The sequence below is a fragment of the Kosakonia radicincitans DSM 16656 genome (assembly GCF_000280495.2).
Taxonomy (GTDB): domain Bacteria; phylum Pseudomonadota; class Gammaproteobacteria; order Enterobacterales; family Enterobacteriaceae; genus Kosakonia; species Kosakonia radicincitans.
Genome location: NZ_CP018016.1, coordinates 511870 through 526971 on the forward strand (window position 1 = coordinate 511870; position 15102 = coordinate 526971).

The 15102-nt window shown below is 54.3% G+C and carries 12 protein-coding genes; 8 read left to right on the forward strand and 4 right to left on the reverse strand.

Annotated features, from left to right (window positions below; translation table 11 throughout):
• The first annotated feature begins 30 nt into the window (after window positions 1–30).
• From rplM to sspB, 4 genes are all read left to right on the forward strand, one after another.
• Complete coding sequence (gene rplM, locus Y71_RS02510; protein ID WP_007369884.1) at window positions 31–459, forward strand: 50S ribosomal protein L13; 429 nt, start codon at window positions 31–33, stop codon at window positions 457–459.
• Between the two features lie 15 nt (window positions 460–474).
• Window positions 475–867 carry a 30S ribosomal protein S9 gene (rpsI, locus tag Y71_RS02515; RefSeq protein ID WP_000829818.1) on the forward strand — a complete coding sequence of 131 codons (393 nt, stop codon included), beginning with the start codon at window positions 475–477 and terminating at the stop codon, window positions 865–867.
• A gap of 312 nt (window positions 868–1179) precedes the next feature.
• Entirely contained in the window at window positions 1180–1818 is a 639-nt protein-coding gene (gene sspA / locus Y71_RS02525; RefSeq protein WP_007369885.1) for a stringent starvation protein SspA, read from the forward strand.
• A 4-nt stretch (window positions 1819–1822) separates the two neighbouring features.
• Window positions 1823–2326, forward strand: coding sequence for a ClpXP protease specificity-enhancing factor (sspB, locus tag Y71_RS02530; RefSeq protein ID WP_007369886.1), 504 nt, complete (start codon window positions 1823–1825; stop codon window positions 2324–2326).
• 90 nt (window positions 2327–2416) lie between these two features.
• Here the strand turns inward: sspB and Y71_RS02535 are convergent, their stop codons facing one another.
• Both Y71_RS02535 and gltB read right to left on the reverse strand, forming a co-directional pair.
• Complete coding sequence (locus tag Y71_RS02535) at window positions 2417–3835, reverse strand: glutamate synthase small subunit (RefSeq protein WP_007369887.1); 1419 nt, start codon at window positions 3833–3835, stop codon at window positions 2417–2419.
• A gap of 9 nt (window positions 3836–3844) precedes the next feature.
• The gene (gltB, locus tag Y71_RS02540; RefSeq protein WP_007369888.1) at window positions 3845–8305 is read right to left on the reverse strand and encodes a glutamate synthase large subunit; all 4461 of its coding nucleotides are present in this window, start codon (window positions 8303–8305) and stop codon (window positions 3845–3847) included.
• Window positions 8306–8977: 672 nt separating this feature from the next.
• Between gltB and mnmL the strand changes: the two genes are divergently transcribed.
• The 4 genes from mnmL to mtgA all read left to right on the forward strand — a co-directional run bounded on the left by mnmL (window position 8978) and on the right by mtgA (window position 13960).
• The gene (gene mnmL, locus Y71_RS02555) at window positions 8978–9904 is read left to right on the forward strand and encodes a tRNA modification radical SAM protein MnmL/YtqA (protein WP_007369889.1); all 927 of its coding nucleotides are present in this window, start codon (window positions 8978–8980) and stop codon (window positions 9902–9904) included.
• Window positions 9905–10005: 101 nt separating this feature from the next.
• Window positions 10006–12348 (forward strand): aerobic respiration two-component sensor histidine kinase ArcB, encoded by a 2343-nt coding sequence (gene arcB, locus Y71_RS02560; RefSeq protein ID WP_007369890.1) that lies wholly within the window; start codon window positions 10006–10008, stop codon window positions 12346–12348.
• A 230-nt stretch (window positions 12349–12578) separates the two neighbouring features.
• Entirely contained in the window at window positions 12579–13232 is a 654-nt protein-coding gene (gene elbB, locus Y71_RS02565; protein WP_007369891.1) for an isoprenoid biosynthesis glyoxalase ElbB, read from the forward strand.
• Entirely contained in the window at window positions 13229–13960 is a 732-nt protein-coding gene (gene mtgA, locus Y71_RS02570; protein WP_035942012.1) for a monofunctional biosynthetic peptidoglycan transglycosylase, read from the forward strand. The genes elbB and mtgA overlap by 4 nt, the downstream gene beginning before the upstream one ends.
• A 1-nt stretch (window position 13961) precedes the next feature.
• Here the strand turns inward: mtgA and npr are convergent, their stop codons facing one another.
• Window positions 13962–14234 (reverse strand): PTS phosphocarrier protein NPr, encoded by a 273-nt coding sequence (gene npr / locus Y71_RS02575; RefSeq protein WP_007369893.1) that lies wholly within the window; start codon window positions 14232–14234, stop codon window positions 13962–13964.
• Complete coding sequence (gene rapZ / locus Y71_RS02580) at window positions 14231–15085, reverse strand: RNase adapter RapZ (RefSeq protein ID WP_007369894.1); 855 nt, start codon at window positions 15083–15085, stop codon at window positions 14231–14233. Before rapZ ends, npr begins: the two co-directional genes overlap by 4 nt.
• Between the last annotated feature and the right edge of the window lie 17 nt (window positions 15086–15102).

The window sequence follows — 15102 nt, forward strand, 5'->3', positions numbered from 1 at the left end:
GTGTAACTTATTATTTGGGTAAGCTTTATAATGAAAACTTTTACAGCTAAACCAGAAACCGTAAAACGCGACTGGTATGTTGTTGACGCGACCGGTAAAACTCTGGGCCGTCTGGCTACCGAACTGGCTCGTCGCCTGCGCGGTAAGCATAAAGCGGAATACACTCCGCACGTTGATACTGGTGATTACATCATCGTTCTGAACGCAGAAAAAGTTGCTGTAACCGGCAACAAACGTTCTGACAAAATGTACTACCACCACACCGGCCACATCGGTGGTATCAAACAAGCGACCTTTGAAGAGATGATTGCCCGCCGTCCTGAGCGTGTGATTGAAATCGCGGTTAAAGGCATGCTGCCAAAAGGCCCGCTGGGTCGTGCTATGTACCGTAAACTGAAAGTTTACGCGGGTAACGAGCACAACCACGCGGCACAGCAACCGCAAGTTCTTGACATCTAATCGGGATTATAGGCAATGGCTGAAAATCAATACTACGGCACTGGTCGCCGCAAAAGCTCCGCCGCTCGCGTGTTCATCAAACCGGGCAACGGTAAAATCGTAATCAACCAGCGTTCTCTGGAACAGTACTTCGGTCGTGAAACTGCCCGCATGGTAGTTCGTCAGCCGCTGGAACTGGTCGACATGGTTGAAAAACTGGATCTGTACATCACCGTTAAAGGTGGTGGTATCTCCGGTCAGGCAGGTGCGATCCGTCACGGTATCACCCGCGCTCTGATGGAGTACGATGAGTCTCTGCGTTCCGAACTGCGTAAAGCTGGCTTCGTCACTCGTGACGCTCGTCAGGTTGAACGTAAAAAAGTCGGTCTGCGCAAAGCACGTCGTCGTCCGCAGTTCTCCAAACGTTAATTGCTTTCTGCTTCGGCAGAACGATTGGCGAAAAAACCCGGTGCAAGCCGGGTTTTTTTATGGATAAAAATCGTGTTATCCACAGTAATCAATCGCTTATTGCGTCTTTTTCAGCATTTGCAGAATCCCCTCACCACAAACCCCGCAAAATCTGGTAAACTATCATCCAATTTTCTGCCCAAATGGCTGGGATTGTTCATTTTTTGTTTGCTTCCTGAACGAAAGTGACAGTACGGGCGGGTAGGTAACTCACATCTGACCGGTCGAGTAAGTCCGGTAGCAGTAAATTCTTGAATATACCTGGAGGTTTTCATGGCTGTCGCTGCCAACAAACGTTCGGTAATGACGCTGTTTTCTGGTCCTGTGGACATCTATAGCCATCAGGTCCGTATCGTGCTGGCCGAAAAAGGTGTCAGCTTCGAAATTGAGCACGTGGAAAAGGATAATCCTCCTCAGGATCTGATTGACCTCAACCCGAATCAAAGCGTACCGACACTTGTAGATCGTGAACTCACCCTGTGGGAATCACGCATCATTATGGAATATCTGGACGAGCGTTTCCCGCATCCGCCGCTAATGCCGGTTTACCCGGTCGCGCGCGGTGAAAGCCGCCTGTACATGCATCGCATTGAAAAGGACTGGTATTCCCTGATGAATATCATCCAGAACAACAGCGGCGCACAGGCCGATGCCGCCCGTAAGCAACTGCGTGAAGAGCTGCTGGCAATTGGCCCGCTGTTCACCCAGAAACCTTACTTCCTGAACGACGAGTTCAGCCTCGTTGACTGCTACCTCGCACCGCTGCTGTGGCGCTTACCGGTACTGGGCATCGAGCTGAGCGGCGCAGGCGCCAAAGAGCTGAAAGGATATATGACGCGCGTATTTGAGCGTGATTCCTTCCTCGCTTCTCTGACTGAAGCCGAGCGCGAAATGCGCCTTGGCCGGGGTTAACTGAATGGATTTGTCACAACTGTCTCCACGCCGTCCGTATCTGCTGCGGGCCTTCTATGAATGGTTACTGGATAACCAGCTAACGCCACATCTGGTTGTTGATGTGACGTTGCCGGATGTTCGCGTGCCGATGGAGTATGCGCGTGACGGTCAAATCGTGTTGAACATCGCGCCGCGCGCGGTAGGCAATCTGGAACTGGCGAACGACGAGGTGCGTTTCAATGCGCGCTTCGGTGGCGTGCCGCGTCAGGTTGCGGTGCCGATGGCGGCCGTACTGGCTATTTACGCCCGTGAAAACGGCGCGGGTACCATGTTCGAACCGGAAGCTGCCTACGATGAAGACGTCGCCATGATGAATGACGACCACGAAACTTCAGCGCAGGAAAGTGAGACGGTGATGTCGGTTATCGACGGTGATAAACCCGATCATGCTGACGATCAGGACAACGACCCTGATGACGATCCGCCGCCGCGCGGTGGACGCCCGTCGTTGCGGGTAGTGAAGTAATCAAACAGGGCCGAAGGGCCCTGTTTTACTATCTGCGATCCGCCAATAAAAAAGGAGGCCGAAGCCTCCTTTTGGGTCGCTACATGGGTATTACACTTCGAGGTAGTTCATGATGCCGTCAGCCGCTTTACGGCCTTCGGCAATCGCGGTCACCACCAAATCGGAGCCACGTACAATGTCGCCGCCGGCAAAGATTTTCGGGTTGCTGGTCTGGAACGGATTTTCGCTGCCTTCCGGTGCGATAACGCGGCCCTGAGCGTCAAGTTCAACGCTGTGCTTCGCCAGCCACTCCATACTGTGCGGACGGAAACCAAACGCCATCACCACAGCATCGGCCGGAACCACATGCTCAGAACCCGGGACGATTTCCGCACGGCGACGGCCTTTAGCATCCGGCTCGCCCATTTCGGTCCGCGCCATCTTCACGCCGCACACTTTGCCGTTGGCATTGATTTCGATGCCCAGCGGCTGCACGTTAAACTGGAATTCCACGCCCTCTTCACGCGCGTTTTTCACTTCGCGGCGGGAACCCGGCATGTTCTCTTCATCACGGCGATAAGCACAAATTACGTGCGTTGCGCCCTGGCGAATAGAAGTACGCACGCAGTCCATTGCGGTATCACCACCGCCAAGCACCACGACGCGTTTGCCTTCCATGCTGATATACGGCTCATTTGGCGTTTCGCCAAAGCCCATAATCTGACGTGTATTAGCGATGAGGAACGGCAGTGCGTCGAATACGCCCGTAGCGTCTTCGTTCTCCAGCCCGCCGCGCATTGACTGATAGGTACCGACGCCGAGGAACACCGCGTCGTAATCTTTCAGCAGTTCGTCGATCTGCACATCGCGACCCACTTCGGTATTGAGTTTGAACTCAATACCCATACCGGTAAAAATCTCACGGCGGCGGGTCATCACCTCTTTTTCCAGCTTGAAGGCCGGGATACCAAAGGTCAGCAGGCCGCCGATTTCCGGATGACGGTCGAAGACGACGGCTTTTACGCCGTTGCGGGTCAGTACATCGGCACACGCCAGACCTGCCGGACCTGCACCGATAATCGCCACGCGTTTACCGGTTTGCTTCACGCCGGTCAGATCGGGACGCCAGCCCATTTCGAACGCTTTATCGTTGATATAGCGCTCGATGTTGCCGATGGTGACTGCGCCGAACTCGTCGTTCAGCGTGCAGGAACCTTCGCACAGACGATCCTGCGGGCAGACGCGTCCGCATACTTCCGGCAGGGTGTTAGTCTGGTGCGACAGCTCTGCTGCTTCAAAAATACGACCTTCGTTGGCCAGCTTCAGCCAGTTAGGAATGTAGTTATGAACCGGACATTTCCACTCGCAGTACGGGTTACCGCAGGAGAGGCAGCGATCGGCCTGCGCTTTAGCTTGCCCTTCAGAGAAGGGCTCGTAGATTTCAACAAATTCAATTTTACGCAGCTTGATCGGTTTCTTGGGCGGATCAACACGCTGTAAGTCGATAAATTGGTAAACGTTCTGACTCATCTCAATTCCTTACTGCGCCTGCACGCGCAACTCTGCCGCGCTACGACTACGGTGACCTAACAGGGCTTTCACATCGCTGGACTTCGGTTTCACCAGGGCGAATTTCGATGAGAATGCCGGCCAGTTCGCCAGGATCTCTTCGCCACGCTGAGAACCGGTATGGTGCACATGCTCGGTGATCAGACCGCGCAGATGCTCTTCATGGATGGCGAGGTCATCGACGCTCAGCACTTCCACCAGTTCCGGGTTAACGCGTTTACGGAATTCACCGTCTTCATCCAGTACATAGGCAAAGCCGCCGGTCATCCCTGCGCCAAAGTTGACGCCGGTTTTACCCAGCACGCAAACAATGCCGCCGGTCATATATTCACAACCGTTGTCGCCGATGCCTTCTACAACCGTGATGGCGCCGGAGTTACGCACCGCAAAACGCTCGCCTGCGCGGCCCGCAGCGTACAAACGACCGCCGGTTGCGCCATACAGGCAGGTGTTACCGATAATGCTTGCTTCATGGCTACGGAAGGCCGAACCCACCGGCGGACGCACCGCCAGCAAACCGCCCGCCATACCTTTACCGACATAGTCGTTGGCATCGCCGGTCAGATAGAGCTCAACGCCGCCAGCGTTCCACACGCCGAAGCTCTGGCCTGCGGTGCCGCTGAAATGCGCTTTAATCGGATCGGCTGCCAGCCCTTGATCGCCATGAGACTGCGCAATATAGCCAGACAGTGAAGCACCCACGGAACGATCGGTGTTGCGGATATCGAACCAGAAAGTTTTGCTCTGCTTCTCATCGACATACGGTTTCGCCTGCTGCAATAACTGCGCGTTCAGCACGCCATTATCAAACGGCGGGTTGTTTTCCGTGCAGTACAGCGCTTTGCCTGGGTGCGGCTCGGCGGTTTCCAGCAGTTTCGCCAGATCCAGCTTCTGCTGCTTGGCGGTAAAACCGTCCAGCTCTTTCAGCAGATCGGTGCGGCCAATCAGATCGACCAGGCGTTTCACGCCCAGTTGCGCCATTAACTCGCGGGTTTCACGGGCGATAAATTCAAAGTAGTTGGTCACTTTGAACGGCAGACCGTGATAGTGATTCTTACGCAGTTTGTCATCCTGAGTCGCTACGCCGGTTGCGCAGTTATTCAGGTGACAAATTCGCAGGTATTTACAGCCCAGCGCGACCATTGGCCCGGTACCGAAACCAAAGCTTTCGGCGCCCAGAATGGCAGCTTTGATGATGTCCTGGCCGGTTTTCAAACCGCCATCCACCTGCAAACGGATCTTGTGACGCAAACCGTTCGCGACCAGCGCCTGCTGGGTTTCCACCAGCCCCAGTTCCCACGGACAACCGGCATATTTCACCGAAGAGAGCGGGCTTGCACCAGTACCGCCGTCGTAGCCGGCGATAGTGATCAGATCGGCATAGGCTTTCGCCACACCGGTAGCGATGGTACCGACGCCCGGTTCGGAAACCAGCTTCACGGAGATCATCGCTTTCGGGTTGACCTGCTTCAGGTCGAAAATCAGCTGCGCCAGATCCTCGATAGAGTAGATATCGTGGTGCGGAGGCGGAGAGATCAGCGTTACGCCGGGTACGGAGTAGCGCAGTTTGGCGATGTACGGGGTGACTTTGTCACCTGGTAGCTGGCCGCCTTCTCCCGGTTTTGCCCCCTGGGCGACTTTGATCTGAATGACATCAGCGTTCACCAGGTACGCCGGGGTTACACCAAAGCGGCCAGAAGCAACCTGCTTGATACGCGACACTTTATTGGTGCCGTAGCGCGCCGGATCTTCGCCGCCTTCACCGGAGTTGGAGAAACCGCCGAGGCTGTTCATTGCTTCTGCCAGCGCTTCGTGAGCCTCCGGGCTGAGCGCGCCGATAGACATCGCTGCGGTATCGAAGCGTTTAAACAGCTCGGTCGCCGGTTCCACATCTTTCAGACTGACCGCTTCACCGTTCGGCGTGATGGCCAGCAAATCGCGCAGCGTAGCTGCCGGGCGTTCGTTAACCAGCTTCGCATATTCCTGATAATCGCTGTACTCGCCACTCTGTACTGCCTGTTGCAGCGTACGTACGACATCCGGGTTATAAGCGTGGTATTCACCGCCATGGACATATTTCAGCAGGCCGCCCTGCGACAGCGGTTTACGCGCCAGCCAGGCCAGTTTAGAGAGGTTCAGCAGATCTTGCTGGAAGTCGCTAAAGCCCGCGCCGCCAATACGGCTGATAACGCCCTGGAAGCAGAGCGCAGCAACGTCATCGTGCAGGCCCACGGCTTCAAACAGTTTTGAGCAACGGTATGAGGCGACCGTCGAAATGCCCATTTTGGACATGATTTTGTACAGCCCTTTATTGATGCCGTTACGGTAGTTCAGCATCACTGTACGGTAATTTTTCTCAATGGCATTGTTGTCGACCAGTTTCGCCAGCGTTTCATACGCCAGGTACGGGTAGATGGCCGTCGCGCCGAAGCCGAGCAGCACCGCAAAGTGGTGCGGGTCGCGGGCACTTGCTGTTTCAACAATAATGTTGGCATCGCAGCGCAGGCTCTTATCCACCAGGCGTGTCTGGATCGCGCCCACTGCCATCGGCGCCGGAACCGGCAGGCGATTTTTGGCGATGTTACGATCAGAGAGCACCAGCAATACAGTACCATTACGCACCATCTGCTCTGCTTTATCACACAGCGCTTTGACGGTCTCTTCCAGCGACGTTTCAGTCACGTCGAAGGTGATGTCCAGCGTGTCGGCGCGGTAGTGCTCCTCTTCCATCGTCGTCAGTTGCTTGAAATCGGAGTACAGCAGGATCGGTGATTTGAAGCTCAGGCGGTGCGCCTGGCCTTCCGCTTCGCAGAAGACGTTCATTTCGCGACCGATGCTGGTAGCCAGCGACATAACGTGGGCTTCACGCAGCGGATCGATCGGCGGGTTGGTGACCTGCGCGAACTGCTGACGGAAGTAGTCATAAATAATGCGTGGCTGGCTGGAAAGCACCGCAAACGGGGTGTCATCGCCCATGGAGCCGACCGCTTCCTGGCCATTTTCGCCCAGCACGCGGATAACCGAATCCAGCTCTTCAAAGCTGTAGTTAAACTGCTTCTGGTAGCTTGCCAGCAGATCGTCGTCCATCTCGCGGGTACCGACTTCTTCATCAGGCAGATCTTCAAACGGCACCAGACGGCGAACGTTTTTCGCCATCCACTCTTTATACGGGTGGCGGCTTTTCAGATCGTCATCGGTTTCGGCAGAGTGCAGAATGCGCCCGTCTCGGGTATCGATAACCATCAGTTCGCCCGGGCCGACACGGCCTTTTTCGACCACTTCGTCCGGCTGATAATCCCAGATCCCCACTTCTGAAGCACAGGTGATCAGCTTATCTTTGGTAACGACATAGCGCGCCGGGCGCAGACCGTTACGGTCGAGGTTACAGGCAGCGAAACGCCCGTCAGACATCACGATGCCCGCCGGGCCGTCCCACGGTTCCATGTGCATGGAGTTAAAGTCGAAGAAGCTGCGCAGGTCCGGATCCATATCCGGGTTATTCTGCCAGGCTGGCGGCACCAGCAAACGCATGGCGCGCACAATATCCATCCCGCCTGCCAACAGCAGCTCGAGCATGTTATCCATTGAACTGGAGTCAGAGCCGGTTTCGTTGACGAACGGCGCGGCATCATGAAGATCCGGGATCAACGGCGTTTTGAATTTGTAGGTACGCGCGCGCGCCCACTGGCGGTTACCGGTAATGGTGTTGATTTCACCGTTGTGCGCCAGGTAGCGGAACGGTTGCGCCAGCGGCCAGCGTGGCACGGTGTTGGTGGAGAAGCGCTGGTGGAACAGGCAAATGGCCGATTCCAGACGCAGATCCGCCAGATCCAGGTAAAAGCGCGGCAGATCCGCCGGCATACACAGACCTTTATAGATGTTCACCAGATTGGAGAGGCTACAAACGTAGAACTCTTTATCTTCCTGCAGGCGTTTTTCAATGCGGCGACGAGCGATAAACAGACGACGCTCCATATCGCGCGGGCGCCAGCCTGCGGGGGCGTTCACGAAAATTTGTTCAATACGAGGCAGCGAGGAGAGGGCGATTTCACCGAGCACCCCTTCGTTGGTTGGCACATCGCGCCAGCCGACGATCGACAGGGTTTCTTGTTGCAGCTCTTCTTCAACAACGCGACGTGACGCGCTGGCTTTTTCTGGATCCTGATTCAGGAACAGCATGCCCACGGCGTAATTTTTGGCTAAGCGCCAGCCGCGCTCTTCCGCCACAATACGGAAGAAACGGTCGGGTTTTTGCAGCAGCAGGCCGCAACCATCGCCGGTTTTACCATCGGCAAGGATTGCGCCACGGTGCTGCATTCGGGCCAGTGCGTGAATAGCGGTACGCACTACCTTGTGGCTAGGTTCGCCTTCTATGTGGGCGATCAGGCCGAAACCACAGTTATCTCTCTCGAGAGATTTATCGTACAACATATCAGTGAACCTCCCCAGGCTCTACGAGACACCCTCCGTTGATCGATACGCACAGGCGCAAAAAGAGCATGGCGACGGGGCATATGCCTCGCATGTCGCCCTCTTTAATTTCCTTTTCGCATCGATACACAAGTGTTGAGGACTTGCTTAAGAGGGAATCTCAATTACTGCATAAATATGATGAGCAGACTGCTCATCCAGAAAGCTTCCAGCGGATTCCCAAGTTATCGGGAATCCGTACACAGGTCAAATGCCGAGCTTATTTATACAAAAATGTGCTAAAGATGGTTTATATATTTGATATTTATATTTATTTAAGCTTTTTTACATTCATGGAGCGCAGCGACAAGCGGTAGCGGAGTGTGATCTGACTCACTATACCAAAGCGTAGTTTCTGATGTTCTGTCCTGAGTATGTATTTAACGGCAGATTTTTATTCTGCTGTGTGGGTGAGAGTTGCATGAAGACACTGTTTTTCACTTACGCACGTATTTCTGCAAAATAAGGCAGGAATATAAGGAAAAGTAATCGCCTTTGAGGTGAATGAAATTGCGATTATATTGACTTTTTATGCAATGAATAAAAGCCTTCCGGGGCGATTGATCCAGGTCATCGCCGATGAAAGCTAAAAGTGGCAGGCTACACCCTTTCGTCAGGGCGGCCTTTCAGATTATGCAGTTACAGAAATTAGTCAATATGTTTGGTGGGGATCTTGCTCGCCGGTATGGAGAAAAAGTCCATAAACTCACTTTGCATGGCGGTTTTAGCTGCCCAAACCGCGATGGCACCATTGGACGCGGTGGGTGTACGTTCTGTAATGTCGCTTCTTTTGCCGATGAGGCACAGCAGCACCAATCCATTGCTGACCAGCTTGCTCATCAGGCGAACCTCGTCAATCGCGCACGTCGCTATCTCGCCTATTTCCAGGCTTACACCAGCACCTGGGCGGAAGTGCAGGTGCTACGGTCGATGTACCAGCAGGCGATAAGCCAGGCGAACATTGTGGGTTTGTGCGTCGGCACGCGCCCTGATTGCGTGCCGGAAGCGGTGCTGGATTTGCTTTGTGAAAACCATCAACAGGGTTATGAAGTGTGGCTGGAATTGGGCCTGCAAACTGCTCACGATAAAACGCTGCATCGCATCAACCGTGGGCATGATTTCGCCTGCTATCGGAAAACGGCGCAACAGGCCCGTCAACGCGGTCTGAAAGTCTGCACGCATTTGATTGTCGGGTTACCGGGGGAACGTCGCGTGGATTGCCTGGAGACCCTACAGCGCGTTACAGATGCTGGCGTTGATGGCATTAAGCTGCATCCGCTGCATATCGTAAAAGGCAGTATTATGGCGAAGGCATGGGAAGCTGGCCGCCTGAATGGTATTGGCCTGGAAGAGTATACCGTTATTGCCGGAGAGATGATTCGCCATACGCCGCCGGAGGTTGTCTATCACCGCGTTTCCGCCAGCGCGCGCCGTCCGACCCTGCTGGCGCCGCTGTGGTGCGAAAACCGCTGGACCGGCATGGTGGAGCTGGATCGCTATCTGAATGAGCAGGGCGGACAAGGTTCGGCGCTTGGACGTTGCTGGCAATTGCCCGCCTGAACCGGCAACAAAACCTTAACTCTCACCGCATTTTTCACACAAGCTTCAATCCCTTGCCCAGAATTGAGTATTATTGAGCGCAATTGTCCGAGGGAAACTCTATGAAGCAAATCCGTTTACTGGCGCAATACTACGTCGATCTGATGATGAAGCTTGGTCTGGTGCGCTTTTCCTTGCTGCTGGCTTTAGCGCTGGTGGTGCTGGCAATCGTCGTGCAGATGGCGGTCACCATGGTATTGCAGGGTCAGGTGGAGAGCATTGATGTTATCCGCTCGATCTTTTTTGGTCTGCTGATCACTCCGTGGGCGGTCTACTTTTTATCGGTGGTGGTTGAGCAGCTGGAAGAATCCCGTCAGCGGTTATCGCGGCTGGTAGAAAAACTCGAAGAGATGCGCGATCGCGATCTGAAGCTCAATGTGCAGTTAAAAGATAATATTGCCCAGCTTAACCAGGAGATCAGCGATCGTGAAAAGGCTGAAGCGGAGCGCCAGGAGACCTTTGAACAGCTAAAAATAGAGATGCAGGAGCGCGAGCAAACGCAGATCCAGCTCGAACAACAATCCTCCTTTCTGCGCTCTTTCCTTGATGCCTCACCGGATTTGGTTTTCTACCGTAACGAAGATAAAGAGTTTTCTGGCTGTAACCGGGCGATGGAACTGCTGACCGGCAAAAGCGAGAAGCAGCTCATTCACCTGAAACCGCAGGATGTCTATTCTGAGGAAGCCGCAGCGAAAGTTATTGAAACCGATGAAAAAGTCTTTCGTCATAACGTATCGCTGACCTACGAACAGTGGCTGGATTATCCGGACGGGCGCAAAGCCTGTTTCGAAATCCGTAAAGTGCCTTATTACGACCGCGTGGGTAAACGCCACGGGCTGATGGGCTTTGGCCGCGATATTACTGAGCGTAAACGCTACCAGGATGCGCTGGAGCGGGCCAGTCGGGATAAGACCACCTTCATTTCCACGATTAGCCATGAACTGCGTACACCGCTGAATGGCATCGTCGGCCTGAGCCGGATCCTGCTCGACACGGATTTGACGCAGGAGCAAGAGAAATACCTGAAGACAATCCATGTCTCAGCCGTGACGCTGGGGAATATCTTCAACGATATTATCGACATGGATAAAATGGAGCGCCGTAAAGTTCAGCTTGATAACCAGCCACTGGATTTCACCAGCTTCCTTGCCGATCTGGAAAACCTTTCCGGTTTGCAGGCGCATCAAAAAGGGCTGCGTTTTGTACTGGAGCCAACGTTGCCGCTGCCGCACAAGGTGATTACCGACGGTACGCGTCTGCGGCAGATTCTGTGGAACCTGATCAGCAATGCGGTGAAATTTACTCCGCAAGGTCAGGTTGAAGTGCGCGTTCGCTACGATGAAGGTGAAATCCTGCACTTCGAAGTGCAGGATTCCGGTATCGGTATTCCGCGCGACGAGCAGGATAAGATCTTTGCCATGTATTACCAGGTCAAAGATAGCCACGGTGGCAAACCGGCCACGGGAACGGGTATCGGGCTGGCCGTTTCACGTCGCCTCGCCAAAAATATGGGGGGGGATATCTCTGTCAGCAGCCAGCCAGGCGCCGGGTCCATCTTTACGCTGACCGTTCATGCGCCCGCAGTGGCGGAAGAAGTTGATGACGCTTTCGAAGATGATGATATGCCGTTGCCTGCGCTGCATGTGCTGCTGGTTGAGGACATTGAGCTGAATGTCATTGTCGCGCGCTCGGTGCTGGAAAAGCTGGGTTGTAGCGTCGATGTGGCGATGACCGGAAGCGCCGCGCTGGAGATGTTCGCCCCTGGCGAATACGATCTGCTGCTGCTGGATATTCAGTTGCCGGACATGACCGGGCTGGATATTTCCCGCACGCTAACCAGCCGTTACCCGCGCGAAGATCTGCCGCCACTGGTAGCACTGACAGCCAACGTGCTGAAAAACAAACAGGAGTATCTCGATGCGGGCATGAATGACGTATTGAGCAAACCGCTGGCGGTCCCGGCATTAACTGCCATGATTAAAAAGTTCTGGGATACAAACGCCAATGAGGAGAAGCAGGTGACAACTGTCGATAACAGCAAAGTACAAACGGTGCTGGATACGGCCATGCTTGAGCAATATATCGAGCTGGTTGGGCCTAAATTAATCACCGATGGGCTGGCTGTCTTTGAGAAAATGATGCCGGGCTATCTCAATGTGCTTGAGTCAAATCTTACGGCCCGCGATCAGAAAGGCATAACCGAAGAGGGACATAAGATTAAGGGCGCGGCAGGCTCTGTCGGTTTACGTCATCTGCAGCAACTGGGGCAACAGATCCAGTCTCCCGATCTTCCGGCGTGGTGGGACAATGTCGGCGAATGGGTGGAAGAGATGAAACAGGAGTGGCAGAACGATGTGGCGGTACTGAAAGCCTGGGTTGCGGCAGTGGACGCTGGAAAAAAATGACCCCGGATTAACCGGGGTGCGCGAATACTGCGCCAACACCAGGGAAACCGTAGCTGCGCCGTAGTTTTTACTCTTTTTTGCAAGGGCGTAGCCTGAAAAAATTCGACCACACGCACATAAGATAGCAAATCTTAAATGATTTGTTACATCAATCAGTGAAATGTGTGAAGCAAGGCTCCCTTATCAAAATTTTTAATTATCGACAGTACGCTGCATAAAGGATGAGCAAAATGAAAAAAGTAGGCGTGATTCTTAGCGGCGCGGGTGTCTATGACGGTGCGGAAATCCATGAAGCGGTGATCACGTTACTGGCGATCGCCCGTTCAGGTGCTGAGGCAGTTTGTTTCGCGCCGGATAAATGGCAGAGCGATGTGGTGAATCACCTGACAGGTGATGTCATGACGGAGAGCCGCAATGTGCTGGTCGAAGCGGCCCGAATTGCGCGTGGAAATATCCGGCCGCTGGCACAACTATCAGTAAATGATCTGGATGCGCTGATTGTGCCTGGTGGTTTTGGTGCGGCCAAAAATTTGAGTAATTTTGCCAGCCAGGGCAGCGCGTGTGTTGTCGATAATACGCTTAAACAGCGAGTGCTGGAGATGCATCAGGCGGGTAAACCGCTGGGATTTATGTGTATCGCTCCGGCGTTGCTGCCGAAAATTTTCGACTTCCCGCTGCGTCTGACAATCGGTACGGATGTCGATATCGCTGAAGTGCTGGAAGAGATGGGCGCGGAACATGTGCCGTGCCCGGTGGACGATATTGTGGTGGATGAAGAGAATAAAGTGGTAACCACGCCAGCGTATATGCTTGCTGAGGATATTGCGCAGGCTGCGGCGGGGATCGAAAAGCTGGTTGCGCGCATACTGGTGCTGGCGGAATGAGAAATGGCTTTCGCGGCCCGCTGAAAACTATGCTGAAACGTATTGCGCTGCGGGTTTTACTGGTACTGGCCATTTTCTGGGGCGGCGGCATTGTGCTGTTCAGCTTTCTGCCGGTGCCATTTTCTGCCGTGATGGTCGAGCGGCAAATTGGGGCCTGGCTGACAGGTAACTTTGGTTATGTTGCTCATTCCGACTGGGTCAGTATGGATGAAATTTCGCCGTGGATGGCGCTGGCTGTTGTCGCAGCAGAGGATCAGCGTTTCCCCGATCACTGGGGGCTGGATTTTGGCGCGATCCAGAAGGCACTTTCACATAATGAACGCCATGAGAACCGTATTCGCGGCGCGTCGACTATCTCTCAGCAAACGGTGAAAAACCTGCTGTTATGGGATGGAAAAAGTTGGGTGCGAAAAGGGCTGGAAGCCGGGCTGACGCTGGGGATGGAAGCGGTGTGGACGAAACGGCGTATCCTGACGGTGTATCTTAATATTGCGGAGTTTGGCGACGGCGTGTTTGGCGTGGAAGAGGCGGCTCAGCGCTATTTTCACAAACCGGCCAGCCGGTTAACCATGTCGGAAGCGGCATTGCTGGCGGCAGTACTGCCAAACCCAATACGTTTCCAGGCGGCAGCGCCATCCGGCTATGTCCGCAGCCGTCAGGCGTGGATCCTGCGCCAGATGCGCCAGCTCGGAGGCGAAGGCTTTTTGCAGAACAATAAGCTGTACTAACTCAGTCTTCGTCAAAGCCCGCGTTAAACAGGGCAATCACGGCTGCCAGGGCTTCTTCTTCCTGCGGGCCGCTGGCTTCGACTTCAATTTGCCGCCCTTTTGCGGAATCCAGCATCAGCAATGCAATCACGCTGCTGGCTTCCGCTTCGGTGCCTTCGTCGTTACGCAGTAACACTTCTGCGTCAAACCCCTGTACCAGCTCAAACAGTTTCATCGCCGGGCGCGCATGCATGCCCAGTTTATTGGTGATCTCAACGGTTTGTTTTACGGTCATGTTTTGCGTTTTTCCAGCGTACGGTGACGGGACTGAACGTTTTTACCGCGCGAGCGGAAATAATCTGCCAGCTGTTCGGCGACATAAACAGAACGATGCTTACCGCCAGTACAGCCGATAGCGACGGTCAGATAGCTACGGTTGTTGGTTTCCAGCATCGGTAACCACAGTTCAAGATAACTGCGGGTCTGGTAAATAAAATTGTGCACTTCGGTATGCCGGTCAAGGAACGCCGCGACAGGTTTGTCGAGACCGGTCATCGGGCGCAGTTTCGGATCCCAGTGCGGGTTGGGCAGAAAGCGAACGTCAAAGACGTAGTCAGCATCGATAGGAATCCCGTGCTTAAAGCCGAACGACTCAAAGACCATGGTCAGTTCGCGCTCGCGCTTGCCGAGCAGGCGAGTGCGCAGCATTTCGGCCAGCTCATGTACCGACATTTCGGAGGTATCGACAATCAGGTCCGCGCGGGAACGCAGTGGCTCCAGCAGGTTGCTCTCTTCATCGATAGCACTTTCCAGCGATAAATTTTTGCTGGAGAGCGGATGTAAGCGGCGCGTATCACTGTAGCGACGAATCAGCGTGTTGCGGTCAGCATCAAGGAACAGCAACTGCGGCGAGAAGGCGTCAGGCAGGCTGCTCATCGCCTGTTCAAAAATTTCCGGTGATTCCGGCATATTACGCACATCAATACTGACGGCGGCAGAGGTCTGACGATCGGCGAGTGTCTGCGCCAGTTGCGGCAGCAGCACTACCGGCAGGTTATCGACACAATAGAAGCCCATATCTTCCAGGGCGCGCAGGGCCACGGATTTGCCTGAACCCGAACGACCACTTACGATCATCAGGACCATGAACCGTTTCTCCCCAT